Origin of the sequence: Subtercola sp. RTI3 (genome assembly GCF_035018625.1) — a bacterium.
In the GTDB taxonomy this organism is placed as follows: Bacteria; Actinomycetota; Actinomycetes; order Actinomycetales; family Microbacteriaceae; genus Subtercola; species Subtercola vilae.
In genome coordinates this window covers 1-25,456 of record NZ_JASJXO010000022.1, presented here as the reverse complement: position 1 = coordinate 25,456, position 25,456 = coordinate 1, and the positions used below count along the sequence as shown (strand labels likewise).

Annotated in this window: 22 protein-coding genes; 13 read left to right on the top strand and 9 right to left on the bottom strand. The window is 68.4% G+C overall.

Going from position 1 to position 25,456, the window contains the following annotated elements; translation table 11 throughout:
* The first annotated feature begins 112 nt into the window (after window positions 1-112).
* Window positions 113-1,774: a ricin-type beta-trefoil lectin domain protein gene (locus tag QN358_RS10070; protein WP_323512253.1), complete on the top strand. Its 1,662-nt coding sequence runs from the start codon at window positions 113-115 to the stop codon at window positions 1,772-1,774.
* A 47-nt stretch (window positions 1,775-1,821) separates the two neighbouring features.
* On the opposite strand, the gene QN358_RS10065 is transcribed toward QN358_RS10070, so the two are convergent.
* A complete protein-coding gene (locus QN358_RS10065; RefSeq protein WP_323512252.1) occupies window positions 1,822-3,195 on the bottom strand; it encodes an NtaA/DmoA family FMN-dependent monooxygenase in 1,374 nt (457 codons plus the stop codon).
* A gap of 581 nt (window positions 3,196-3,776) precedes the next feature.
* Here QN358_RS10065 and QN358_RS10060 point away from each other — a divergent pair.
* The 6 genes from QN358_RS10060 to QN358_RS10035 all read left to right on the top strand — a co-directional run bounded on the left by QN358_RS10060 (window position 3,777) and on the right by QN358_RS10035 (window position 11,782).
* The gene (locus QN358_RS10060) at window positions 3,777-4,940 is read left to right on the top strand and encodes an LLM class flavin-dependent oxidoreductase (protein ID WP_323512251.1); all 1,164 of its coding nucleotides are present in this window, start codon (window positions 3,777-3,779) and stop codon (window positions 4,938-4,940) included.
* Window positions 4,937-6,283 (top strand): acyl-CoA dehydrogenase family protein, encoded by a 1,347-nt coding sequence (locus tag QN358_RS10055; RefSeq protein ID WP_323512250.1) that lies wholly within the window; start codon window positions 4,937-4,939, stop codon window positions 6,281-6,283. Before QN358_RS10060 ends, QN358_RS10055 begins: the two co-directional genes overlap by 4 nt.
* A 103-nt stretch (window positions 6,284-6,386) precedes the next feature.
* Window positions 6,387-8,042, top strand: a complete 1,656-nt coding sequence (locus QN358_RS10050; RefSeq protein WP_323512249.1) for an ABC transporter substrate-binding protein — start codon at window positions 6,387-6,389, stop codon at window positions 8,040-8,042.
* A gap of 12 nt (window positions 8,043-8,054) precedes the next feature.
* Window positions 8,055-9,008, top strand: coding sequence for an ABC transporter permease (locus QN358_RS10045; protein WP_323512248.1), 954 nt, complete (start codon window positions 8,055-8,057; stop codon window positions 9,006-9,008).
* A 24-nt stretch (window positions 9,009-9,032) separates the two neighbouring features.
* A complete protein-coding gene (locus QN358_RS10040; RefSeq protein ID WP_323512247.1) occupies window positions 9,033-10,007 on the top strand; it encodes an ABC transporter permease in 975 nt (324 codons plus the stop codon).
* The gene (locus tag QN358_RS10035; RefSeq protein WP_323512246.1) at window positions 10,004-11,782 is read left to right on the top strand and encodes an ABC transporter ATP-binding protein; all 1,779 of its coding nucleotides are present in this window, start codon (window positions 10,004-10,006) and stop codon (window positions 11,780-11,782) included. Before QN358_RS10040 ends, QN358_RS10035 begins: the two co-directional genes overlap by 4 nt.
* On the opposite strand, the gene QN358_RS10030 is transcribed toward QN358_RS10035, so the two are convergent.
* The gene (locus QN358_RS10030) at window positions 11,779-12,582 is read right to left on the bottom strand and encodes an MBL fold metallo-hydrolase (protein ID WP_323512245.1); all 804 of its coding nucleotides are present in this window, start codon (window positions 12,580-12,582) and stop codon (window positions 11,779-11,781) included. The two genes, QN358_RS10035 and QN358_RS10030, sit on opposite strands and share 4 nt — an antisense overlap.
* A gap of 243 nt (window positions 12,583-12,825) precedes the next feature.
* On the opposite strand from QN358_RS10030, the gene QN358_RS10025 reads away from it, so the two are divergent.
* Window positions 12,826-13,176, top strand: a complete 351-nt coding sequence (locus tag QN358_RS10025) for a carboxymuconolactone decarboxylase family protein (RefSeq protein WP_136642547.1) — start codon at window positions 12,826-12,828, stop codon at window positions 13,174-13,176.
* Window positions 13,177-13,288: 112 nt separating this feature from the next.
* Here QN358_RS10025 and QN358_RS10020 read toward each other — a convergent pair whose 3' ends face one another.
* On the bottom strand, window positions 13,289-13,957 hold the full coding sequence (locus tag QN358_RS10020; RefSeq protein WP_136642546.1) for a winged helix-turn-helix domain-containing protein: 669 nt from the start codon (window positions 13,955-13,957) through the stop codon (window positions 13,289-13,291).
* A gap of 214 nt (window positions 13,958-14,171) precedes the next feature.
* Between QN358_RS10020 and QN358_RS10015 the strand changes: the two genes are divergently transcribed.
* Together QN358_RS10015 and QN358_RS10010 are read left to right on the top strand one after the other, a co-directional pair.
* Window positions 14,172-14,993 (top strand): sulfurtransferase, encoded by an 822-nt coding sequence (locus tag QN358_RS10015; RefSeq protein WP_237280403.1) that lies wholly within the window; start codon window positions 14,172-14,174, stop codon window positions 14,991-14,993.
* A complete protein-coding gene (locus QN358_RS10010; RefSeq protein ID WP_201799302.1) occupies window positions 14,951-16,405 on the top strand; it encodes an FAD-binding oxidoreductase in 1,455 nt (484 codons plus the stop codon). Before QN358_RS10015 ends, QN358_RS10010 begins: the two co-directional genes overlap by 43 nt.
* A 7-nt stretch (window positions 16,406-16,412) precedes the next feature.
* Here the strand turns inward: QN358_RS10010 and QN358_RS10005 are convergent, their stop codons facing one another.
* From QN358_RS10005 to QN358_RS09980, 6 genes are all read right to left on the bottom strand, one after another.
* A complete protein-coding gene (locus QN358_RS10005; protein ID WP_136642544.1) occupies window positions 16,413-17,096 on the bottom strand; it encodes an SDR family NAD(P)-dependent oxidoreductase in 684 nt (227 codons plus the stop codon).
* Window positions 17,097-17,214: 118 nt separating this feature from the next.
* Window positions 17,215-18,681 carry an MFS transporter gene (locus QN358_RS10000; RefSeq protein WP_323512244.1) on the bottom strand — a complete coding sequence of 489 codons (1,467 nt, stop codon included), beginning with the start codon at window positions 18,679-18,681 and terminating at the stop codon, window positions 17,215-17,217.
* Window positions 18,678-19,250 (bottom strand): cysteine hydrolase family protein, encoded by a 573-nt coding sequence (locus QN358_RS09995; RefSeq protein ID WP_136642543.1) that lies wholly within the window; start codon window positions 19,248-19,250, stop codon window positions 18,678-18,680. Before QN358_RS09995 ends, QN358_RS10000 begins: the two co-directional genes overlap by 4 nt.
* A gap of 68 nt (window positions 19,251-19,318) precedes the next feature.
* On the bottom strand, window positions 19,319-19,795 hold the full coding sequence (locus QN358_RS09990) for a MarR family winged helix-turn-helix transcriptional regulator (RefSeq protein ID WP_136642542.1): 477 nt from the start codon (window positions 19,793-19,795) through the stop codon (window positions 19,319-19,321).
* A gap of 49 nt (window positions 19,796-19,844) precedes the next feature.
* Window positions 19,845-20,489, bottom strand: a complete 645-nt coding sequence (locus tag QN358_RS09985) for an NADPH-dependent F420 reductase (protein WP_136642541.1) — start codon at window positions 20,487-20,489, stop codon at window positions 19,845-19,847.
* Window positions 20,490-20,517: 28 nt separating this feature from the next.
* The gene (locus QN358_RS09980) at window positions 20,518-21,663 is read right to left on the bottom strand and encodes an LLM class flavin-dependent oxidoreductase (protein WP_136642540.1); all 1,146 of its coding nucleotides are present in this window, start codon (window positions 21,661-21,663) and stop codon (window positions 20,518-20,520) included.
* 74 nt (window positions 21,664-21,737) lie between these two features.
* Here QN358_RS09980 and QN358_RS09975 point away from each other — a divergent pair, with 74 nt between their 5' ends.
* Genes QN358_RS09975 through QN358_RS09965 form a run of 3 tightly spaced genes read left to right on the top strand, consistent with a single transcriptional unit; the run spans window position 21,738 to window position 25,329 of the window.
* Complete coding sequence (locus QN358_RS09975) at window positions 21,738-23,012, top strand: LLM class flavin-dependent oxidoreductase (protein ID WP_323512243.1); 1,275 nt, start codon at window positions 21,738-21,740, stop codon at window positions 23,010-23,012.
* The gene (gene add / locus QN358_RS09970) at window positions 23,012-24,073 is read left to right on the top strand and encodes an adenosine deaminase (protein ID WP_323512242.1); all 1,062 of its coding nucleotides are present in this window, start codon (window positions 23,012-23,014) and stop codon (window positions 24,071-24,073) included. The genes QN358_RS09975 and add overlap by 1 nt, the downstream gene beginning before the upstream one ends.
* On the top strand, window positions 24,070-25,329 hold the full coding sequence (locus QN358_RS09965; protein ID WP_323512241.1) for an LLM class flavin-dependent oxidoreductase: 1,260 nt from the start codon (window positions 24,070-24,072) through the stop codon (window positions 25,327-25,329). Before add ends, QN358_RS09965 begins: the two co-directional genes overlap by 4 nt.
* Window positions 25,330-25,456 lie beyond the last annotated feature (127 nt).

Genomic DNA, 25,456 nt, shown 5'->3' with positions numbered 1-25,456 from the left:
GCAATAATCTCTTCCCTTCTGGTGGTCGAGGCCCTATCATCAAAATGAGCAAGCTTTGCAACGATGCAAAAACTGCTGCTCGAGTTTCGCAACGACGCGATGAAGGAGACACATGATGGGCACACGTACCCTGCGAGTCAATCGGCGGATGGTGGCGGCTACCGCCGTGCTTCTGGCGCTGGCCGCCGGTGGGCTGTCGGCATACGCCGCCGACGCGGCTACAACCTCGAGCGGCACGCTCTATCACCCGAGCACAGCGAGTGGTTCGACCGAAGATGCGAGCTACCCACGCGTCATTCGCCTTCAGCACAATGGGTCGGCCAATGGCACTCTGCTGTCAACGTTTTCGCACTCGGGCACCGGTGTGCCCAAAGCGAACTTCCCCGTCTACCGCTCGACGGACAATGGGATCACCTGGACATCGACGCCGATCAGCACGGTGACCGACACGGTGCACGGGTGGGACCTCGACGGCCCCACTCTGTACGAACTGCCGCAGGCCGAAGGCACTCTGCCTGCCGGAACTCTTCTGGCTTCTGGCACTGCGTGGAACCATGGCGACTACACGCAACAGGCCATCGAGGTGTTCGTCTCGACCAACCAGGGCGCCACCTGGAGCTATCGCAGTTCGTGCGCGAGCGAGACCGGGCAGCCGAACACGATCAAGCACGGCATCTGGGAGCCCGAATTCGACGTCGCTGCCAATGGCCACCTCGTCTGCTACTTTTCAGACGAACGCCCCTCGTCGAACAACTACAACCAGGTACTCGCTCACGTCTCCTCAACCGACGGAGGCGCCACCTGGGGCACCGAAGTGTATGACGTGGCCGTGCAAGACAACGTTCAACGCCCCGGCATGGCCACCATCGTGAATCTGCCCAACGGCAGCTACGCCATGTCGTATGAAGACTGCAAAGACGGATTCGACCCCGACCAGGCCTGCGACGTGTACATCAAGACCTCGTCGAACGCGGAGTCGTGGAATGCAGCCAGTCTCGGCACAAAAATTCAGACCAGCGACAATCGTTTTCTGCTGCACACCCCGTATCTGTCGTGGTCGCCGGCAGGCGGAACGAACGGCGCTCTGATTGTCTCGGGCCAACGTGTCGTCGCGGGCACCGACGGCTCTCTGGCGGTGCAACCTGAGTCAGGTCACGTCTTGTTCGTCAATAAGAATCTGGGCGTCGGTGCCTGGCAGGAGATCACCACTGCGGTAACCACCGACCCGACCGGGGGTTACGACGCCGGCGAGACGGCCTGTGCCGGATACAGCTCGCCGCTGCTCGCCGCGGTCTCGGGCTCGAGCTTTCTCATGATGGCCGGCGTGCACGTTGCAACGGGCAAGTGCGAGACGGACTTCGCTTCGGCGAATCTCCCCAGCGCGACGGGGCAGATCACCGGCCCCGGCACCATCGCGAAGTGCATTGATGTGAACACCAACACGTCGGCAGCGGGAAACGCTGTGCAGCTCTACACCTGTGGAGCCGCCAGCGGTCAACAGTGGTCTCTTGAGACAGACGGTACCATCAGGGCATTCGACAAGTGCCTCGACATCGTCGGCAACGCCACGGGCAATTCCGCCAAAGTCGAGCTCTACGGTTGCAACGGCGTGGGCGGCCAACAGTGGCAGGTTCGCGCCGACCACTCCCTCTACAACCCGCAATCGGGGCGGTGCCTCGACGACCCCCAGGCGATCACGGCCGATGGCACCCAGCTGCAGATCTACGACTGCAATGGTCTCTCGACCCAGCAATGGCAGACGCCCACGGCCTGACAATGTGCGACGCCCGGCCGGCCTGCGGTCGGTCGGCCGGTCGATCGCTAACTGTCGGCTGAGGGCCCGCTCGGCACGCGAAACGCGGCCCCCGGATGCTCAGCCGGCAGTCGACGGTGCCCGACCCCGAACAGCCTCTCCCTGAGCGTGCTGCCCGCGTGGTCGGTGTTCATCAACCCTCGTTCGCGCAGCACGGGAACCACCATGTCGATGAAGTCGTCGTGCGCCCCCGTGGGGTCGGGCTGAACGAGAAAACCGTCGGCGCCCGTCTGCTCGATCAGCAGCTGCGCCTGGTCGACGGCCTGCTCTGGCGTACCGATGAACGGCCGGCCCATGACGCCGTTGCTGCGGAACTCTTCGAGAATCTCGCGAACAGTCGGCGCGGGTGCGCCGTTCTCGCCAGAGAACCGTTCGACGTTCGTGCGACCCTGCTCGGTCTTGACGGTGGCGAGCGGCTTGTCGAGATCCATTGAGAGCAGGTCGAGCCCGGTGAAGAAGGCGTAGGCGGCCGCGGCGGTTTCGAGGGTGCCGAAACCGACCATGGTGTCGCGGAGCGCGTGCGCCTCGGCTTCGGTCTCGGCCACGATGAACGAACCGGCGACCAAGAACTTGATGGCGTCAGGGCCGCGGCCGTGGGCGGCTGCGCGAGCCCGGACATCTGCAATCTGGGCTTTCACGAGCTTGGGCTCGCTGGCAAGAAACACGGCCTCGGCATACGTGGCGGCGAGCTCGCGCCCCGTCGACGAGGTGCCGGCCTGAAAAAGCAGTGGTGTTCGCTGCGGAGAGGGCGGCACGGTGAGCATGCCGTGGGCCGAGAAGTAGGGGCCGTTGTGCTCGATCTCGTGCACTTTCGACGCGTCGGCGTACACGCCGTTCACGCGGTCGACCTGCAGGGCGTCGTCTTGCCACGAGCCCTCCCACAGCTTCAGCGACAGGTTCAGGTGGTCTTCGGCGATCGCGTAGCGCTCGGCGTGCGGCAGCATCGTGTCGCCGAAGAGCTTGGCCGACGAGTTCTGGCCGGCGCCGGTCACGACATTCCAACCGAAGCGGCCCTGGGTGAGGTGGTCGAGCGTGGCGAATCGGCGGGCGAGTGACTGCGGGCGCTCGATGGTGGTCGACGACGTGGCGACGAGCCCCAGGTTCGTGGTGGCGAGGGCGAGGGCCGAGAGGATGACCAGCGGGTCTGCGCGCGGAAACTGGATGGCTTTCTCAATGGCGGTGTCGATCACCGCGCCGTTCAGGATGGGGTACGCGTAGTCGTCGGCGAAGAAGAGAAAGTCGATCCCTGCCTCGTCGAGGCGTTTGGCCATCGTGACCCAGTGGTCGAGGTTCAGAAAGTCGACCGAGGTGTTGCCGGGCAAGCGCCACTGGCCGCCGAGCCCGAGGCTCTGGAACATGCCGAGCATGAGGGGTTGTGGCACGAGGGGCTCCTTCGGTGAACGGCACACGGTTCGAAAGTGAACTGATTGGTTCACTCGCTGGTGGTTCCACCGTACGACGCCCGGGTTTCACGCAGATTTCGGCCCGGTCAACAGTTGCGCCAACACAACCAGACACACATCGACACAACCTGTCACGCGGCCCCACGGGCCCCGGCAGCCCGCTAGATTCGACATCACCGCACAGCCCACTGGCCCCTCACAGAGAGACATCGACCATGACCGCTCGTATCGACAACCGCACTGCCGCGTTGTCGACGGCGGCTGGGTTCGGTCGAATGCCTGCGGTAGCCGATGCACGGGCGGTCAACGCCCGATGTCTCTGTCGCACCCGCTGAGTTCTCTTTCTCCAGCGCAGCGCACGCTGCCCGTAACCTCTCTCGTCTGAGCGCGGTCTTCCCGCCGGCTGTTCGTTCCGCTCACTGAGCGTTCGTCGCCCGACCGTCTGTTCGGGCTCTGCCGTCGACGGTTCATTCCGTGGCGCCCGCCTGCTCTGATTCGCGCACCTCCCACACCTCCCACCCCTCCTGATTCGCTCATTCACCTCGTCAAGGAGTCTCACCATGACCGTCGAATTCATCAGTGCCATCAACGTCAACCGTTCGAACGAACTGAACGGGCTCGCCGACCCGACGCTCGACCCGTCGTATCTGAAGCGCTACGCCCGCGTTCTCGAAGACGGCGGTTTCGACTACACACTGGTGCCCTACGGCTCGCCGGGGCACGACCCGTTCATCATCGCCGCGGCCGTCACGCAGCACACCGAGAAGTTGAAGCCCATCGTGGCGCTGCGGCCGAACACGATCTACCCGACGGTGGCCGCGAAGGCCCTCGCCACACTCGATCAGCTGTCGGGCGGCCGAGCGGTGGTGCACTTCATTGCGGGCGGCAGCGACGCCGAGCAGGCCAGGGAGGGCGACCGCCTGAACAAGGTCGAACGGTACGCGCGGCAGGAGGAGTACATCCAGATTCTCCGAAAGGTGTGGGCGAACACCGAACCGTTCAGCCACACGGGCACCTACTACTCGTTCGAAGACTTCGTCTCGGTGGTGCGGCCGACGAATGGCACGATTCCCATCTCGGTGGGCGGCTCGTCAGACGACGCGTACCGGGTGGGCGGCGCGCTCGGCGACATCTTCGGTCTCTGGGGCGAGCCGCTGAAAGAGACGCAGGAGCAGATCGACCGCGTCGCTGCCCAGTCCCGTCTCGCCGGCCGCAGTGACACGCCTCGCACGTGGGTGACGTTTCGGCCCATCATCGCCCCCACCGAGGAGCTGGCGTGGGAGAAGGCGCACCACGTTCTGTCGACCCTGCAGGAGCGCTCAGGGGCCGCGACGCTCTGGCGCCAGCGCAAGAACAACGGCCAGGCCCCGGCGAACGTGGGCTCGCAGCGCCTGCTCGACATCGCGGCTGGCGGCGACCTGCACGACCGTGCCCTGTGGACCCCGACGGCAACCGCCACGGGGGCGGCGGGGGCATCCACTGCCCTGGTCGGAACACCCGAGACGGTGGCGGCCGCGATTCTCGACTACGTCGACCTCGGCGCCGACCTCATCTCGATCAGGGGCTACGACAACTTCAACGACGCCGTCGACTACGGCGGGTACGTCATTCCGCTGGTGCGTGAAGAGCTCGCGCACCGCGAACGCACCGGTCAGAAGGGCTTGCTGCAGGCCGAGCACCTCGGCGCCTACGCCGAGAACAGCATCGGCCGGGTCTCGGCATGACCGACACCATCGTGCAGCGAGTGGATGCTGTCGGCCGGGCTGGCGAGGTCAGGCCCGGCGAGGCCAGGCCCGGCGAGGCCAGGCCCGGCGAGGCCAGGCCCGGCGAGGCCAGGCCCGGCGAGGCCAGGCCCGGCGAGGTAGGGCCTGGCGACAGCCCGCCCACCTTTCACCCGCCCGCCTTCCGCCTGCCTGTCGCCGACCTCTCTGATGCGGCACTCGCCGCGGTGACGGCGCGGCTCGCGCTGACCGCCGAAAAGTACGACCGTTCGGCCGAGTTCCCCTGGGACGGCATTCGGGTTCTGCACGAAGCGGGGCTGCTGACCGTCGGCGTGGCCGCGCGGTATGGCGGAGACCCGCCGTCGAGCACCGACCTGGTTCGCCTGTTCGAGGCGCTCGGCAAGGGCGATCCGTCGGTGGCGCTGATCGCCGCGATGACCATCTTTCAGCACGTGCACCAAGCGGCGGCGCCGTGGTGGCCCGAGGAGCTCTACGAGAAAGTGGTCGCTGATTCGGCGACCAACGCTGTGCTGCTGAACGCCATCCGGGCCGAACCCGAGTGGGGTGCGCCGGCGCGCGGCGGCATTCCGGCCACCAAGATTCGCCGCACCGAATCGGGCTGGGTGATCAATGGACACAAGGGGTTCGCGACGGGCTCCGAGGGTCTGGCGTACCACCTGGTCTGGGTCGCGACCGAAGACGACGACCCGCTGCTCGCGCACGCCATCGTGCCCGGTACCGCGCGGGGTGTCGAGATCGTTCGAACCTGGGATCACCTCGGCCAGCGGGCGACCAGCACGCATGACGTGATCTACACCGATGTGCACATTCCGTTCGAGAATTTTCGGGGCACGCCGAAGTCGAAACTGTCGCCTGAGGCGGGGGCGGGGGCGGGAGGCGCGAGCGGTCTCGCGGTGAGCGCGCTCTACGTCGGTGTGGCCCGTGCCGCGCAGGAGTTCTTCACGAAGTTCGCGTCCGAGCGCATCCCCACCTCTCTCGGCCGGCCGATCGCAACCACCGAACGCATCCAGAGTGTCGCGGGCGAGATCGAGACGCAACTGGTTCAGGCCGAGGAGGTGCTGTTCGGGCTCGCCCGGCGCATCGATGAGGGCGATCAGCAGGCCAGTGCACGGGCCCTTGTGGCGAAGCTCCTCGCGACCCGCTCGGCGATCACCGCGGTCGAGGCCGCAGTCGCCGCCATCGGCAACCCGGGGCTCACCCGGCACAATCCGCTCGAACGCCACCTGCGTGATGTGCTGTCGTCGCGCGTGCACCCGCCGCAAGACGATGCGGCGCTGCTCATCGCGGGGCGCCGGGTGCTGGCGACGTACGCCGCTGATCGCTGATCGGCCCCACCCCTCACACGAATGCACACCCGCCGACGGCACACCCACACGACTGCCCACTCACACGCCTACATTCACCCGACTTCACCAGAGGAACACCGCAATGACGAACCACAGACACTTTCGGCACCGAGCCGCCGCTCTTGCAGGGGCCGGCGTCGCCCTGGCGCTGGTCGTGACGGGCTGCGCCGGTGCGGCATCCGGAACCCCGGGCGCGAGTACCGACTCCGCGACCCCCGTTTCGGGCGGCACCCTGAAGGTGGCGTTCTGGGATGACCAGCAGGGCTGCATCGATCCGAACCAGGTGTACTGGATCGAGTCGCGCTCGATCGACCGCCAGATCGCCGACTCGCTGACCGACCAAGATCCCGACAGCGGAAAGATCGTGCCGTGGCTGGCGACGGCGTGGAGCATCAATGCCGATTCGACCCAGTACACCTTCACCCTGCGCGACGGCGTGACGTTCAGCAACGGCGAGAAGTTCGACGCCACCGCGGTGAAGACAGCCCTCGATGGCACTTTCGCGCTCGGCCCGAAGTCGATTCTGGGGCTCACGTACCTCGCGGGCTACGGCTCGACGACGGTCGTCGACCCCACCCACGTGCAGGTCGACTTCACGAAGCCGAACGCGGCGTTCCTGCAGGCGACCTCGACGACCACCCTTGCCATCGAGGCGCCGGCGACCTACCAGCAGACCCCCGAGGCGCGCTGCGCCGGGGCCGTCGTCGGGTCGGGCGCGTTCACGCTCGACAACTACACCGCCGCGAAGTCGGCGCACCTGACGAAGCGGGCCGACTACGCCTGGCCGTCGGGCCTGGTGACGAACCAGGGCGCCGCCTACCTCGACGCGATCGACGTCACGTACATCAAAGAAGACAGCGTTCGAAACGGTGAGCTCACCGCGGGAACGATCGACGTGGCGTGGCCACGCCAGCCCATCAGCGACGCCGACCAGCAGGTGATCACGGCCGCCGGCGACGTGATCGAGTCTCGTGCGCTGCCCGGTATCTCGAGCATCCTCGTGCCGAATGTGACGAAGGGTGGGCCGCTCGCCGACGCGGACGTGCGGAATGCGCTGCAGAAGTCGATCGATCGAACAACCTACGCGTCGACGATCTTCTGGGCCGACTACCCGGTCGTGACGAGCGTGGTCGACTCGACGACGCCGTTCGCCACCGACGAGTCGAAGCTGCTGGCCTACGATCCCGACGGCGCGAAGAAGCTGCTCGACACCGCCGGCTGGGCCGTGGGCGCCGACGGCTTCCGCTACAAGGCCGGCCAGGAGCTGACCCTGCACTACCCGCTCACGGTGAGTGGCGCGGGTGAACAGTTGCTGCAAGACCAGCTGAAGCAGGTGGGCATCAACCTCTCACTCGACGTGGTGACGGCGGCGCAGAACACGCAGAAGCTCGCCGCGGGCGACTACGACCTGACGGGCACCTACCTGACCCGCGCCGACCCGAGTGTGCTCGGTTCGTCGCTCGACCAGTCGAGTTCGAAGCAGGCGTCGGCCGTGAACAGCCAAGACGCTGCAACGGGGGCGAGTATCAGCGCGCTGTTCGCCACGGGTCTCGAGACACCGGATGACACGGCCAGGGGTACGGCGTACGCCGCCCTCCAGTCGAAGCTCATCTCGACGGGTTCTGCGTTCCCGATCTTCGAGCGGGTTCAGATCGCCGGGGTCTCGAACACAGTGCACGGATTCGCGTTCACGTCGGAGGCCTTCCTCCGCGCGAACGACATCTGGCTCGAGCAGTAAGGAAGGGTGACCGTGTTCGCTCGATACATCTCAGGCCGGGTTCTGCAGGCGGTGCTCGTACTGTGGGCGGCGTACACGGTCACCTTCGTTGTGCTCTACCTGCTGCCCAGCGACCCGGTGCAGCTGCTGCTGGCGGCGGGCAACATCGATGTCACTCAGATCTCGCCCGACCAGCTGGCCGCGCTGAAACACCAGTACGGCCTCGACCAGCCGGTGTACCTGCAGTACGTCAACCAACTGTTCGAGTTCGTGCGGGGCAACTTCGGTGAGTCGATCACGAAGAACGTTCCGGTGGCGCAGCTGTTGGCCCAACGGCTGCCGTCGACGCTGGTGCTGGGGGCCTCGGCCGTTCTGCTGACCATCGTGCTCGGCGTGGGCACGGCCTCGCTCGCGGTGTTCGCGAAGGTGGGGTGGCTGCGCACCGTGCTCTCCCGGCTGCCCGCCATCGGGGTGTCACTGCCGCCGTTCTTCGTGGGGCTGCTGCTGATTCAGGTCTTTGCGTTTCAGCTGAAGTGGTTTCCTGCGAGCGGCGACAGTGGTGCGGCCTCGGTGGTGCTTCCGGCGGTGATGATGGCGATTCCCACGGCAGCCCTGCTGGCGCAGGTGCTGACGCGCAGCCTCGAAGATGCGCTCGACGAACCGTACGTGGTGACGGCGCGGGCGAAGGGGCTCTCTCGTTCGGGCATCCAGTGGCGGCACGCCTTCCGAAACGCGGCACTGCCGGCCATCACCCTGCTCGGGCTGCTGCTCGGGTCGGCGCTCGCCGAGGCGGTGGTGGCCGAGACGATCTTCACCCGCAACGGCATCGGCAAACTCGCCCAGGAGTCGGTGCTGCAGCAAGACGTGCCGGTGGTGCAGGCGATCGTCGTCATCGCGGCGGCCCTGTTCGTGAGTATCAACCTCATCATCGACCTCATCTATCCATTGCTCGACCCGCGCATCGTGCGCGGTCACAGCGTGATCTGACCGCACGACATTCAGGAGAAGACCATGGCGATCGACACCGCACTGAGCTCCAGCCTCGAGCAGGCCGAGCTCGAGACATTCGCGCCCGCGCACCGGGGCCGACCGGGCGACCCGGGCGAATCGGGCGAGAACCGCGAGCAGGATGACCGGCGCCCGCCCCTTCAGAACGCACGCCGTGAGCGGCTGCGGTACGGCGCCCGCCGTGTGCTCCGCCGCCCGGGGCTGGTCGTCGCGATTCTGCTCGTGCTGTTCGTCATCGTGTCGGCGGCCTTCCCCGCGCTCTTCACGCACTTCGACCCGTACGCCACGGCTCCGGCCGACAAGCTGAAGGCGCCGAGCCTCACCCACCTGTTCGGCACCGACGAGATCGGCCGCGACCTGTTCACCCGGGTGCTCTATGGCTCGACGCTCACCATTCAGGCGACGCTGGCCGCCGTGGCCATCGCGGTCGTGGTGGGCCTCGCGCTCGGCGTCGTCACCGGGTTTCTGGGCGGCTGGGTCGACCTGGTTCTGATGCGGCTGGTCGACGTGATGCTGGCGATTCCGCGTCTGCTGCTCGCGCTCGTGATCGTGACGGCCCTCGGGTTCGGCACCGTTCCCATCTCGATCGCCGTCGCCGTGGGCATCATTCCGGGCTTTGCCCGCATCACCCGGGCCGAAGTGCTGAAGGTGAAGAACCTGCCCTACATCGAGGCCGCGCGCACCGGCGGAGCGTCGTGGGCGCGCGTACTGTTGCGGCACATCCTGCCGAACTCCTGGGGCCCGGTCTTCGTGCTCGCGGTGCTCGACTTCGGGGTCGCCATTCTCGCCATCTCCGCGCTCAGCTTTCTCGGTTTCGGTGCCGCGCCACCAGCAGCGGAGTGGGGCACGCTCATCTCGAACGGTCGCAACTTTCTCATCACCTCACCGTGGTTGAGCCTCCTGCCCGGCCTGTTCGTGGGCCTCGTCGTGTTCAGCCTCAACCACATTTCGAAATCGCTCGAGGAGCTGCAACGATGACCACCCCCCTTGTTGAGATCACCTCTCTCTCGGTGACGTACAGCCGCGAGGGGCGGAGCTCTGCCGCCGTCACCGACCTGTCGCTTCGCATCGCCCCCGGTGAGACGGTGGCGATCGTGGGGGAGTCGGGTTCGGGCAAGAGCACCACAGCGAACGCCCTGCTCGGGCTGCTTGCGGCGGGCGGGCGGGTGACGGGCGGCACGATCCGCGTGGGTGGCGTCGACACCACTCGTGCGTCGCAAAGGGTGCTGCGGGGCATCCGGGGCCGCGTGATCGGGCTGGTGCCGCAAGACCCGATGGTGGCGCTGAACCCCACGCTGCGGGTCGGGCCGCAGGTCGCCGAGGCGGTGCGGCGGCGCGGCGGCGTGCCCAAACGGTCGGTGAACGCCGAGGTGCTCGAAGCGCTCGAGGCGGCGGGGCTCGACAACGTGGTGCTGCGGGCCAGGCAGTATCCGCACGAGCTGTCAGGCGGGATGCGCCAGCGGGTGCTGATCGCCAGTGCGCTCGCGGGGCGTCCGCAGCTCATCGTGGCCGACGAGCCCACCACCGCCCTCGATGTGACCGTGCAGAAGCGCATTCTCGACCACCTCGCGTCGCTGGTGGCCTCCCGGGGAATCTCTCTGCTGATCATCACGCACGACCTCGGGGTGGCGGCCGACCGGGCCGACCGGGTGCTCGTCATGCAGGGCGGGCGGGTGGTGGAGCAGGGGCGGCCCGCCGACATTCTGGTGTCGCCGGCGGAGGAGTACACGCGGCGGCTGATCGCTGCGGCGCCGGGGTTGGCGCCGGATGGGCGGGTGAAGGTTCGGCACGCGGCGGGGAGTGCTGCGCCGGTCGGGTCTGCTGCGCGGCGGGGGGCTGCCGTGCCGTTGGAGGCTGCTGCCTCGCCGGCGCCGATCCTGTCGATCGTGAGCGTCTCGAAGGACTACCGGCTGCCTCGCTCGCCCGACGGGGAGCGCACGTTTCGGGCGATCGACTCTGTGACGCTCGACGTGCCGACGGGCCAGACCCTCGCTCTGGTGGGGGAGTCGGGTTCGGGCAAGACCACCACGCTGCGGGTGGCGCTCGGCCTCGAGAAGCCCACTGCGGGCCGAGTGCTGTTCGACGGCACCGACATCACCGACACTCGCTGGAGCGAGCTGCGGCCCCTGCGGCAGCGCTTTCAGCTGGTGCATCAGAACCCGTACTCGTCGCTCGATCCGAAATTCACGGTGGGCCAGTCGATCATCGAGCCGCTGGTCTCGTTCGGCATCGGCGACCGGGTCTCGCGGCGGGCCCGGCTGCGGGAGCTGCTCGACCAGGTTGCACTGCCGGCGGCGTTCGCCGATCGGCGACCCTTCGAACTCTCGGGCGGGCAGAGGCAGCGCGTCGCCATTGCTCGGGCGCTCTCGGTGAAACCCGACCTCGTGTTTCTCGACGAGCCCGTCTCGGCGCTCGACGTCTCGGTGCAGGAGCAGATTCTGACCCTGCTCGCCTCGCTGCAGAACGAGCTCGGCGTGAGCTACCTCTTCATTTCGCACGACCTCGCCGTGGTGGCGCAGATCGCCCACCGGGTCGCCGTGCTCAATCGCGGCGCCGTAGTCGAGCAGGGTGCGACGGCTGACGTGTTCACCTCACCGCAGAGCCCCTACACTCGTGCGCTCCTCGACGCCATCCCCGGTCGCGCCCGCCACGTCCCCACCTCTCCACCTCCTCACTTCAGGATCGAGTCGGCGAAGTTTGCGGGTGCGAGCGGCCGCCACCCACAAACTTCGCCGAGTGGATTCCGCGGTTAGAGCTGCAGGCGGTCGGTGAGGCCGGCAGCGGTGAAGGCGGCGATGGTGGCTGCGGTGCCTTCGGTGAAGTGCGCCCAGCCGTCGACGTGCGCCAGAACGATGCGGCGGGCATCCAGGATCTGTGCCGCCTCTGCCGCATCGGCGGCGTCGAGGGTGAGAAGGGCGCCGTCGAGCACCGGGCGGCGCACGGCCCCGGCGAAGAGCACGGCGGTGTCGATGGGCCCTGCGCGATGGGCGATCTCGCGCACGAGGTCGAGGGAGGCGTTGTCGCCGCTGATGTAGACGGTGGGCAGGGCGTCGCCGGCGAGGAGGAAGCCGGTGACCTCGCCGACGACCAGGTCGGCTCCGGGAGGGCCGTGCAGGGCGGGCGCGGCCGTGACCGTGACGGTGCCGCCGGCGGGGCGCGGGAGTTCGACTGACTGCCACGGGCTCAATCCCTGTGCCGTCACCGATGAGGAGGTCGGGGTGTCCGCGCCGAGAGGGGATGAGGGGGTGCCGAGTCGTTCCGCCGCGGAGGGAGTGGTGAGGGTGACCGGCACCCGGGGCAGGAACGCGAGGCCGGCCAGGTCGAGGTTGTCGATGTGTTCATCGTGTGACAGCAGCACTGCGTCGATGTGCCCGAGAGCATCCGGAGCCCGCGTTGACGCCGTCGTTTTGGTGAAGTCACCCGGATACGACTGGGGTGGGTCGAAGGTGGGGTCGGTCAGAAAGCGGAGCCCGCCGTACTCGATCAGAACGGTTGGACCGCCGAGTACCGTGATGCGGACGGTTTCGGGCGTGGTCTGAGCGCGAGAGGTCATGGTGTCGGCAACGACGGGTTAGGGGTGGCTATTCCGGTGTTGCGAACAACGACTGGCGGCAGCGGGGGAGCAGCCCGGCGAGAGGTGCCTGCAGACATGCTGGCGACACAGATGGTCACAACAGGAATGCCGGGGCCCGACCGGGGTTGACTGTGGAGTGCGGCGACGGTTTGCGCACCCATTCGCGCACCGATGCGCGTACAACGACCCACCAGAACGACCGACCCAGAAAGCAGTGACCCGATGTCTCACTACCTCGACCCGAACGACAAGCAGTTCACCCGCGTGTACAAGCAGGAGACGCCCGACATGTTGAAGACGTTCAACGACTTCAACGCCGCCGTGTTCGCGCCCGAGGGCCCCGAGCTGTCGCTGAAGGTGCGCGAGCTCATTGCCGTCGCGGTGGGCATCACCACGCAGTGCGTCTACTGCATCGAAGCTCACTCGAAGAATGCCGCCGCAGCAGGCGCCACGGAGAAGGAACTCGCCGAGGCCGCATGGGTCGCCACCGCAATCAGGGCTGGCGGCGGGTTCGCGCACGGCCGTCTGGCGTTCAAATTCACTGAGGAGCAGGCCGCCGGCCACACACACTGAGCAGCGCACGCCTCAGCGGCACTCAGTGGCGCCTGCCTCAGGAGCACTCCGTGGCGCCCACCTCAGGGGCACTGAGTGGCGCCCGCCTCAGAGACGGTGAGCAGCGCGCGCCTCAGCGGCTCACGCCGTTCGGGTGCCGCACGAGCACGTTCGAGCCGCGGTTGAAGACGTAGCCGACGCCGTGCACCGTGCGCACCAGGTCGGCCTCGGTTCCGAGTTTGACCCGCAGTCGCCGAACGTGAACGTCGATGGTTCGAAAGTTGGGGCTGTCGTCGGTGTCGCTGGAGGAGAGCTCGTGTACGAGCGCGCGACGGCCCACGGGCTGCCCTTCGTTCTCGACGAGCGTGCGCAGCAGATCGAATTCCGAGGCCGTGAGGGTGGTCACCTGGGTGCCGATGACGATGCGTCGCCGTGACAGGTCGATGACGGTGGTCGACTGCTCGCCTGCGCTGCGGCTGCTGCCGAGGCCCGGCGCCCCGCGGCCGACGCCGCCCGCGCCGCCGCCCGCGCCGCCGGCGACCGGCGACTCGTCGACGTGCCGCGTCGCGCTCTTGACCACGTCGAGGTCGCGCCCGCCGGCATCGCTCGGCGCCACGGCGATCGACGCGAAGGTCTCGGCGCTCGGCGCGATGCGGTGCACGAGTGCTTTCAGCTCGGCCGCCATCTCGACCAGCGTGGTGCCGTCGGCGAGGGCTCTGAACTCGTCGATACCGACGTAGACCGCGAAACCGCGTGTCTCGGGTTGTTCGTTCGGTGGGCTATTTTCGTCTGCGTTCGTCACCGTTCTCCTCCCCTGAGTGGGCGCGTAGTGCCGAGTGTGGGCCCTCGCTGCGGCGCACGGGCCGAAAATGACGCACCGTGTCGATATGTGCAGCTGTGTGACCACGTGTTGAGCTGTGTGGCCGGGCATCCCGCTTCGCCGCCGCACCCTGTGAGAGCATCGGGTCACCCCAGAAACACCTTCTTCACACGAGAAAGCTGCTGCCGTGTCTGTACTGATCACTGCCGACGATCTGAAGACGCTCATCGATTCGGGTTCGCCCCTCACCGTGCTCGACGTACGCTGGAAGCTGGGTGGCCCGGCCGGCAAGCCGCTCTATCTCGAGGGTCACATCCCCACGGCGGTCTATGTCGATCTCGACTCCGAGCTGGCCGGTCACGGCGAGAAGGCGGAGGGCCGGCATCCGGTGCCCGCCATCGCCGATCTTCAGGCCGCCGCCCGCTCGTGGGGCATCGACCCCGGCGACACCGTCGTGGTCTACGACGATCTCAAGAACTTTTCATCGGCCAGGGCGTGGTGGCTGCTCCGCAACGCGGGGCTGGCCGACGTGCGCCTGCTCGACGGCTCGCTGCGGGCCTGGACCGGCACCGGTTTCGCGCTCGAACAGGGCGAAGTGGCCGTCTCGCCGGGCAGCGTGACCCTGGAGTACGGCTCGCTGCCGACGCTCGACATCGACCAGGCCGCGGCGTTCTCTGAAACGGGTGTGCTGCTGGATGCCCGTGCCCCCGAACGTTTTCGGGGCGAGGTCGAGCCCATCGACCCGCGGGCGGGCCACATTCCGGGTGCCCTCAATGCTCCGGCCACCGCCAATGTCGACGCGTCGGGGCGGTTCTTGCCGGCGGATCAGTTGCGGGCCCACTTCGAGTCGATCGGGGTGCGACCGGACGCCCCCGTGGGCGTCTACTGCGGCTCGGGCGTCACCGCCGCGGCCGATGCCGTCGCCCTCACCCTCGCGGGTTTCTCGCCCGCCCTCTACCCCGGATCGTGGTCTGCGTGGTCGAACACTCCCGGCCGCCCGGTCGCGACAGGCGAGTGAGCGGCGCTGCAGCACCGGCGGGCATCGTCAGCGGGGTCACTCCCACCGAACCCGCTGCCTGGCTCGCCGAGCTGACCGCCGGCGTCGCAACCTGGTCGACCACCGACGAACACACCGCAGCGGCCGGCGCCGACCGCTCGGGCACCCGACAGGCGGGCCTGCCCTCTGTCGTCGTCTACGCTCACACCGTTGCCGACGTCGTGCACACCCTCACCGTGGCTCACCGCCACCGCGTGCCCGTCGTCACCCGCGGCGCCGGCTCCGGCCTCGCCGGTGGCGCGACCGCCGGCAGCACCGCGATCGTGCTCGACCTCGCCTCGATGAACCGCATCGTCGAGATCAGCCCGGTCGACGGCCTCGCCCGCGTCGAGCCCGGCGTCATCACAGCAGACCTCGACCGCGCGGCCGCCGGTCACGGCCTCTTCTACGCCCCCGACCCGGGCAGCGTGGCGATCAGCACGATCGGCGGCAACATCGCCACCAACGCGGGCGGCCTGCGCGGCGCGAAGTACGGCGTCACCCGCGATGCGGTGCTGGCGCTCGACGTGGTGCTCGCCGACGGAACCGTCGTGCACACCGGCCGCGACACGGTGAAGGGCGTCACGGGGTACGACCTCACTGCGCTGTTCGTGGGATCGGAGGGAACGCTCGGCGTGGTGGTGGGGGCGACCGTGCGACTGCTTCCGCGCCCGAAGGGGCAGGCCACAGCGGCGGCATACTTCTCGTCGGTTGATGCGGCGGCCAGGGCATCCGTTCTCCTCGCCACTCTCGGGGTGCGCCCGGCCGTCGTCGAACTGGTCGACGGGCGCACGCTTGCGGCGATCGACGACCTGCGCGGCACCGACCACGCCACCCGCGGAGCCGCTTTTCTACTGGTGCAGACCGACGGTTTCGGAGCAATTGCCGAGATCGAGGTGGTGGCCGAGTCGCTTCGGCAGAGCGCGCTCTCGGTCGAAGTCAGCGCCGATGCAGCACTCGCTCTGGCGCTCGCCGCAGCTCGGCGCGACGCCCTGCCGGCGATCGAGGCGCGTGGGCGCGTGCTGATCGAAGACATCGCGGTGCCGCGCTCGCGGCTGGCCGAGGCGTTCGAGGCGGTCACCGAGATCTCGGAGCGCACGGGCATCGAGATCTACCAGTTCGCGCACGCCGGCGACGGCAACCTACACCCGATCATCGTCATTCCGCCGGGGTTCGCGGCCACCGAGATTCCCGCTCACGTGCAGGCCGCGGCCGACGAGATCTTCGCGCTGGCCCTGCGGCTCGGCGGAACCCTCACCGCCGAGCACGGAATCGGCCGTCTCAAGGCGGCGTGGGTCGAGCGCGAGGTGGGCCCAGAGGCGCACCGGCTGATGCGCGGCATCAGGGCGCTGTTCGACCCGCGCGGCATTCTGAACCCCGGCACGTCGGTGTAGGCGAAGCTCAGAACGCGGTGCTCGGCAGGTCTTTCTCGTCGGCCAGAATGGCGGCCACGATGCGGTCGGCGACGGCATCGGGGTCGAGCCCCGGGGCGAAGGCGGGTGCGGCACCGGCAAGCGGATGCGCCGAGAGGGTTGTCTCGGTGTGCCCCGGTCGGGCATCCAGCAGCCGGATGCCCGACCGCCGCAGCTCGCGCGACGCCGCCTGCACGAACGCCCACAGGCCGGCTTTCGACGCCGAGTAGGCCGCCATGCCGCTGGTGGGCGATTCGGCGACCACGCCGCTGAGCGTCACGATGAAAGGGGATCGGCCCGCCGCCGCCGACTCTGCCAGGCGCGGTATCGCCCCGCGGATGAGCCGGATGGGCGCGGTGGTGTTCACAGCGAAGAGTGCGTCGATGGTGTCGTCGGCCAGTTCATCGATCGGCCCGAAGGCCACGGCGCCGGCCGCGATGACGAGCCCGTCGAGGTGTTCGGGATGCGCGGCGGCCGCTGCGAGCAGCAGCGACGCCGCCCCGCCGGGTACGGCCAGGTCGGCGAGGTAGGCGTCGGGCCCCGAGAGGGTGGCGGGGTTGCGGGCCGCTCGAATGACGGTTGCGCCCGCGGCTTCGAGCCGTTCGGCGACTCGTGCCCCGAGCCCTCCCGACGCGCCCACGACCAACACGACTGCACCCTCGACGCTTCTCATGTTCGGAAGACTATCCGCGCACGTTCTGCGGCGGCAGGGCTTGCCGAACCGCCGGGAGAGCAACGTAAATCAGCGGGATCGCGGGTTCGCGTGTTTGCGTGTTCAGAGGGTCGCCGGGTCAGCGGTTGGCATTCACGGGAATACGGCGATCGAGCACGGTCAGCAGCAGGCTGGCGAGCCCGATGGCCCCGAGTACCCAGGCGAGGGCGTGAAACCCCGCGTCGGTGGCGGAGGCGCCGAACACGATTCCGATCAGGCTCGACGAGAAGATGGCGCCGATGTATGAGAACGTTCGGTACAGGCCCGACGCCACGGCGATGTCGGCGGCCGTCGTCTGCACATACAGGGCGGCCTGGTTGGCGAAACCGCTGAAGCCGTTGGCGCAGCCGAGCAGCAGCGTCATGCCGATGAGCACGGGCACCGTCGACTGGCTGGTGATGAGCAGCATCACGCCGCCGGTGAGCAGCAGGGCCGCCGCGGTGACGAGCAGGGGGACCCGCACCCAGCCGCGGCCCGAGACCACCCGTGCGATGACGATACTGAGCCCCGAGAGCGGGAGCAGGATGAGCCCCACGGCGGTGGGTGTCAGGTGCGCGCTCTGCTCCATCCATTGGCTGGTGCCGTACAGCGACGAGTAGATGCCGAGCCCCACGAGCATCTGCCGCAGGTAGGTGCGTTGCAGGGGCCGGTTGGCGCCGAGCATGCGAACGTCGATGAGCGGGCTCGGGCTGCGGCGCTCCCACAGCACGAGCAGCGCGCCGAGCGCCGCGCCCACCGGCAGCAGCCACCAGGGCGGCGCGGCCAGGTTCGACAGAAACAGCAGCAGGCTCGTGATGGTGCCGGCGAACAGCAGGATACCCACCCCATCGACCGCCGTGAACAAGCGCATTCGCGGCCGCGCCGCCGACGGCGTGTCTTTCGCCACCCCGACATACGTGGCGACCAGTGTGACAAGGGCGAGCGGAATGTTCACGAAGAACAGCGCTCGCCAGCCGAACGCCCCGGTGAGCACACCGCCAAGCGGCAGCCCCACCACGGTGGTCACCTGGCTGGCTATTGAGAAGTTGCCCAAGACGCGGCTCGGCACCCCCATGCCCATCGATTCGGCCCGACTGCGCACGAGCGACATGGCGGTGGGGTAGGCGGCCGAGGTGCCGATGCCGATGAGGGCACGCGACACGACCAGAAAACCGAAGCTCGGCGCGGCCGTGCCGACGACGCCGGCGGCCAGCAGAATGAGGATGCCCGCCAGAAACACGCGCCGCGGCCCGAAGAGCGTCGAGAGCTTGCCCATCGTGGGTTGCATGACCGCGCTGCAGAGGTAGAGCACCGAGATGAGGGTGGCTGTCTGGCCGGGGCCGGTGTGGAAGTCGACACCGATGCCCACCAGGCCGGTCGCGAGCATCGAGCTGTTGATCGGGTTAAGGCTCGAACCGAGCAGCAGCGGGCTGAGAAAGCGCCACCCGAACGGCTTGCTGCCAACTGACGAGCTGCCCAGTCCAGCAGGAGCGCCGGGGCCAACCCGACTGCCCGGGCCGCCGGCAGCGCCGGCGCCCCCCAGTGAAACGGTGCCGGGCTCGGTCACGCCCGCGCGGCTTCGAGCAACGCCAGAACTTCGGCAGTGCTGCCGGTCTCTGCGATGCGGGGAAAGCTGGTGGCGATGCTGTGCTGGTGGGCATCCGGGCTCGCATCGGTCATGGCGTCGACCGGCAGCGTGACGCTGTAGCCGTATTCGTGGCCGTGCCGGGCGGTCGATTCGACGCCGCTACTGGTGGCGATGCCGACGATGACGAGCTGCGTCACACCGAGTTCGTGCAGCTTCTCGTCGAGCCCGGTGTTGGTGAAGGCGCTGCGGGCGTGCTTGACGACGAGGATGTCGCTGGGCTGAATGTCGAGTTCGGCGATGGGGTCTGCCCATCCTGCAGGGAAGGAAGGGGCGGCGCCGCTGGCTGCGCTCAGGTCGGTTCGCCCGGAGGGCACGCCCTCGACCGTGACGATGACCACCGGCAGCTCGTGGCTGCGGAACGCACCCAGGAGCTTCACGCACGAAGCAATGACGTCGGCCGTGGGGTGAGCGAGCTCGCGCCGGGCAACGCCCTCTTGAAGGTCGATGACGATGAGCGCGGTGCGGGGGTCGAGCGTGGTGATCGGCACGGGATACCTGTTTCTCTGGGTGACGCGGTGGTCAAAAAAGCGTGGCGGAAGCGCGCGAGAGGTGCGGGTCAGGAGGCCCGCAGCAGCCGCCGCAGCAGCACGATCGACGATGCGAGCTGCTGCTGTTCTGTGGCTGTCAGTTCAGTCTGCATCGCATGGAACAGCCAGTCTTCGCGCGCCAGCCGACCTGTGGTGAACTGCTGAACAGCGCTCTCTGTGAGCGACAAGACCGTCTTTCGACCGTCGCGCGGGTCGGTCGAGCCTGAGACGAGCCCGGCCGCATCGAGCACAGCAACCGTCGCGCCCATCGACTGGGGCCGCACGCCCTCGAGGCGCGCCAGCGTGCTCATCGTCGAGGGCCCGCCGACCTCGAGGCGCCGCAGCACCGCCTTCTGCGATGGGGTGAGGTCACCCACCGTGCCCACCTCGCGCACCTGCCGAATGAGTTGCCCCAGAACCACCCGCAGTTCCGACGCAAGCGTAAGCGTCGCGGCGGTATCGAAAGCAGCCGCCGTGTCGGCGGGGGGTTCCGGATGCTCGATCATCCCTCCACCGTACCAACTAGTAAGGCAACTGTACAACTACCTGCAGAAACTACGCCGTAGCGCGCGTGGCCTTCGTCAGGTTCTCGATGAGCTCCTGCTTGTTCTGGCGCACCACATACGCCGGCTGGTCGCGCTCGACACGCCAGCTCTCGGAGAGCGGCCCAACGTTCACGGTGTCGAACCCGATGGCGTCGTAGAAGCCGTTCACGAACTCGGCGGCCTCCTCGAAGTCGCTCGAGGTGGCAAGCGCGCGGCGGTTCTCGCTGCCCGCCGGAGCCCCGTCGGTGGTGATGTCGTCGGATTTGATGTGGTTGAAGCCCTTGGCCACCTTGCTGTTCACCAGGTGCCGCTGCAGCATGCTGCTCACGGTGTCGAGGCCGTTGTCGAGGGCGGCGATGTGGCCGTCGCGCTCGAAATAGTAGTTGTTCGTGTCGATCACGATCTTGCCGGCCAGAGGCTCGACCGGAACGGCGTCGTATGCCTTCAGCGGCACGGTCACGACGGCGATGTCGGCGGCTTCGGCGGCCTCTACCGCTGTGGCCGCGCGGGCCTTCGGGCCGAGGTCTGCGACGAGATCAGCGAGGGTCTCGGGGCCCCGAGAGTTGCTGATCACGACGTCATAGCCTGCCGCGATGGCTGCCCGAGCGACTTGGCTGCCGATGTTACCTGCTCCGATGATTCCAAATGTTGTCATGTGTGAAGTAACGGCAGGGGAAGCGAGGTTATTCCGCTGCCCACGCTTCTGCGAGCAGCCGGTACGACTCCTGCTTGTCGGCAGGGTCGTAGGCGCTCGTGGTGATCACCAATTCGTCGGCCCCGGTGGCCCGGGCGAGGGCTCGGAGGCGTGCCACGACGGTCGACGGCGACCCCACGATGCGCGCCGCCACGCGGTCGGCCACGATGGCCTCGCGTTCGTCGTTCCACGGGAAAGCCGCGGCACTGGCGGGGCTCAGGTACGGCCGCGCCGCGTACTCGAGGCGTGAGCTGTACATCCACGGCCGAAACCCGGCCCCGAGTTCTTCGGCGAGTTCGTCGGTCGCGGCCACGAGCACGTCGGCCGACACCGCGACGTACGGTTCGGCCAGCTCAGCCGAGGGCACGAACGCCGCACGGTAGGCCGCCACCGTCTCGAGCACGAGCTGAGGAAAGTTGTGGTAGTTCGCCCCGAACCGGAGCCCTCGTCGCCCCGCGACCTCAGCGCTGATACCGGGGGTGCTGCCGTGCACCCACAGCTCCACGTCGGCACCGCGAGCCGGTGCGACATCGAGGGTGTCGCCCTCGAGCGGCTGGTAGCTGCCGTCGAGAAACCCCAGAACGTCGTCGACCTGCCCACCGAAGTCGGCCGGGTCACCGGGCGTGCGCGAGAGCAGCCGGTCGTTGAGCTCGGCGCGATCGGCATTGAACGGGGCGGTCACGAACGGCGGAATCGTGACCCCGTCGACCTCCCTGAACTCACTCGTCGGGCCGGCCGTCAGTTCGCCGCTCGCAAGCTTCGCCGAGGTGATTCGGCCCTTCGCGACCTGCTCTGCCGAGGGGCCGCCACGACCGATGCCGAGGTCGAAACCCCGCCCGGTGAGAGCCGCGCAGGTTCCCGCGATCTCAGCCACGTGCACGGGCGAGTAGTTGTCGATGACGAGCACAGCGGTACCCACCCGAATGGCCTTCGTGCGCTCGGCAATGAGCGGAGCCAGTATGTAGGATGCTGCACCGGCGCCGTCCGCGTAGAAGTGGTGTTCCGCCAGCCAGTACCGCCGGTAGCCCAGGGCGTCGGTCACCCGGGCCAGCTCGAGGCTGTTCGCGAGGGTCTCTGCGGGAGTGTCGCCCTCCGAGGTGAGCACGAGGTCGAGAACCGAGAGTGCCACCGTCATCTGTTACTACCCTTCACACGCGTGCCAGAACCATCAATACTGCCACGCGCCCAACTCGATTACGCTGAGTGACTATGACATCGCCTGCTCTGCACCGTGTGCACCTGGGCGCGTTCTACCCGAACGACCACTACTACACGCTGTGGAGCAAGGCGCCGCTCGGCAGCCAGGTCGAATTCGTGGCCTTTCGGCACTTCGCCCAGAGCGCCGAACGCGGCCTGTTCGACTTCGTCTTTCTCGCCGAGGCGAACTGGCTGCAGGAGCACCGAGGCCGCGTGGTGGAGCACGCCATCATGGACAAGCCCGACTCCCTCACCGTGCTCGCCGCCCTCGCCGCCGAGACCACGCGGGTGGGTCTCGTGGCCACCATCGGCACCACCTTCTCCGACCCCTATACCGTCGCCCGCCAGCTCGAGACCCTGCAGGCGCTCTCGGGCCACCGCGCCGGCTGGAACGTCGTGACCAGCCACACGACGTTCGGCGTCGGGGCCTCGACCAACTTCCGCCCTGGGCGCATGGTGGCGCACGCCGACCGTTACCGGGCCGCCGCAGCCTTCCTCGAAGGCACCTGGGGCTTCTGGGGCGACCACGAGAAGCCGGTGATCGTTCAGGCCGGCGGCTCCGACGAGGGCCGCGCCCTGGCCGCCGCCCACGCCGACGTGATCTTCACCGGCCGCCGCAGCCTGCCAGAGTCGCGCGAGTTTCTGACCGACCTCGCCGCGCGGGCGGCGACCCACGGCAGGCCGGCGCCGAAGGTGCTGCCGAGCACCGCGTTCGTGCTGGGCGACAGCCAGGCCGACGCCGACGAGCGTGCCCGCGAGTGGGCGCAGCTCGAGATGACCCCGGCCGTGGCCCGGTTCATCCTCGAAGAAGTGTGGGGCGGCGACCTCACCGACTTCGACGTCGACGGCCCGCTGCCCGGCTTCGACCCCGACTGGAAGGTCGCCGACGCCTACACGCGCGGCGGTGTCGACGGTGAGCGGGATGCCCGCACCCTCATCGCCCGGTGGCGCGACCTCAGCGAACGAGAGCACCTCTCGGTGCGGCAACTGTTCGGCACCGTGCTGGCGCGGCGCGACTTCGTCGGAACCCCGCTGGCCGTCGCCGAACAGATCAACCACTGGGTGCAGAGCCGCGCCTCCGACGGGTTCGTGGTGAACCCCTCTGTGGTGCCCGGCGTGCCCGGGCAGCCCGGGGGGCTCGACGAATTCGTCGACCGGGTGGTGCCAGAACTGCAGAACATGGGAGTGTATCCGGCGGAGTATGCCGGTGAGAGCCTGCGCGAACACATTACGGGCGGCGACGCCCGGCACGACGAACCAGAGCAACACGACGACGGAGACACCTGATGACCGACGAGACAGCCGCCCGGGCATCCGGGTACCCGAAGATCGAACTGCATGTGCACCTCGAGGGGGCCATTCGGCCGGCCACGCTGCTGGCGCTGGCGAAGAAGAACAACGCGGTGCTGCCGGTGTCGACCCTCGCCGAGCTCGAGGCGTTCTACGAGTTCGACGACTTCGAGCACTTCATCGACGTGTGGACGGTCACGACCGACGTACTCGACGACGCCGACGACTTTCGGCGCGTGGTCGTCGACTACGCGAAGGAGGCCGCGTCGTTCGGGTCCGTGTACCTCGAGGGCATCGTCTCGCCGTCGCAGTACTACTTGCGCGGCATAGAGGGGCGCGAACTGTTCGAAGGGTTCACCGACGGTATTCAGGAGGCGTGGGAGCAGACCGGTGTGCGCGTGCGGCTGACGCCCGACATCGACCGCGGGCGGCCGGTCGAACTCAGCCGGCAGGTCATCGACGACGCGATTCTCTTTCGCGACCGCGGCATCGTGGGCATCGGGCTCGGCGGGCGCGAGCGGGCGGCCCCGGCGAGCACGTACACCGAGCTGTTCCAGGTGGTGCGGGATGCCGGGCTGGCGTCGGTTCCGCACGCGGGTGAAGACGACGGGCCGCAATCGGTGCGTGACGCGATCGACCTGCTCGGGGCTTCGCGGGTGCGGCACGGAATTCGCGCGGCCGATGACCCGGCGCTCATGCAGGAGCTCGTCGAGCGCGGCATCGTGCTCGACGTGAGTATCACCTCGAACCTGCGCACCAAGGTGACGGCAGACGTGGCGTCGCACCCCCTGCCGCGGCTGCTCGCCGCCGGTGTGGGCGTGACCATCAACACCGACGACCCGGCCATGTTCGGTACCGACCTCGGGCACGAACATGAGCTTGCGCTGGGGCTCGGGGCGACGCCGCGCGACATGTTCCTCGCGGGCGTGGCGGGGCAGGTCGGCGGGGCCGAGATCGGCGCGTGGCTCGAGGGGGTGGGGGCAGAGGCCTGGCCGGCGGGGGCTGCGGGTGCTCCTGCCGCTTCTGCTGCTCATGACGCGGCTCCGGATGCTCGATGACCGGTAGCCCGCGGCCGTTCCTGCTCGGTGTGCGCCTCGCGGCGCCGCTGCTCGAGGGTGCGCCTGCCGCTGAGTCAGACGAGCATGCTGGGCCTGACGGGTTCGCTGGGCCTGACGCGTTCGGTGGGCTTGACGGGTTCGTGCGGGCGGCGCGGCTGGCTGACGAATCCGGGCTCTCGTACGTGGCCGTGGCTGAAGGAGGGTTCGCCTCGATGGCGGGGCCCGAGCTCGCCGCGTACCTGGCGCGGAAGACGGTTCAGACGGGCATCCTGTCATCGGCCGAATCGCACTATGCCGAACCGTTTCACGTGGCCAAGGCCGCGGCGACGCTCGACTTCGTCAGCGGTGGGCGGGCCGGGCTCGAGGTGCGCGCGGCACGATCGCCGCAGCTCGACGCCGCCTTCCCGGCCGCTCTGCCGCTCGAACTCGACGAGCTCGCCGAGCAGGGTGCTGAGTTCGTCGCCGTCGTGCGTGAGCTCTGGGATTCATGGGAAGACGGCGCGGAACTCCGCGACGCCCCCTCCGGGCGCTACCTCGACAGCGCCAAACTGCACCACATCGCGCACGCCGGGCCCTACTTCACCGTGCGTGGCCCGCTCATCACGCCGCGGCCGCCGCAGGGCCAGCCGCCCATCGTCGTCAGCGTCACTGCCGCCGACATGTTCGCTGCCGGGCCCGCCCGGCTCGCCTTCCTGCTCTCGGCCGATGCCCTGCTGCTGCCCGACCTTCCGCAGACGTCGGCCGGCTCTGCCGTCGTCGCCGCGTCGAGCGTCGCTGCCTTCGCTGCGCGCCTGGCTGCTGCCTCCGCTGCCGCTGCCGCCGCCTCCTCTGCCGCCGCAGTTGTCGACTCTGGATACCGGATGCCCGCCCTGCTCATTCAGCTCGCCGACGATGCCGTGGGCGCTTCCGCCGACCCTCGCACCACCGGCCTCCACGATGCCGAGGACGCTGCAGCCGACCCTCGCACCGACGGCCTCCACGATGCCTCAGCCCGGCCCGCGTCGCACGCTGTCGCCCGCGCACTCGCCCTCCTCGACGAAGGCACCGTCACCGGTGTCGAGTTCGCCAGTGCTGCCCAGCTCGCCGCTGCCCTCACCCACCCCGACTGGCCCGCACTCGCTGCCGCTGTTACGGCTACCGCCGCTCCCGCTCCCGCTCCCGCTGAACCAAGCACCGCGGCCGCGACTCTTGGTGGGCCTCAGACTCTCAGGGAGCGCTTTGCCCTCGGCCGCCCCGCCAGCCGCTACTCCCGCTGACTCCACTCACTCGGCCCCAAACCCGCTCCGTCCCGAATCCATTCGGTAAAAGTTGCGGGTGTAACGCCCCGCCACCCGCAAACTTTGCCGAGTCGATTGGCGGAGGGGCTGTCTCTTATACACATCT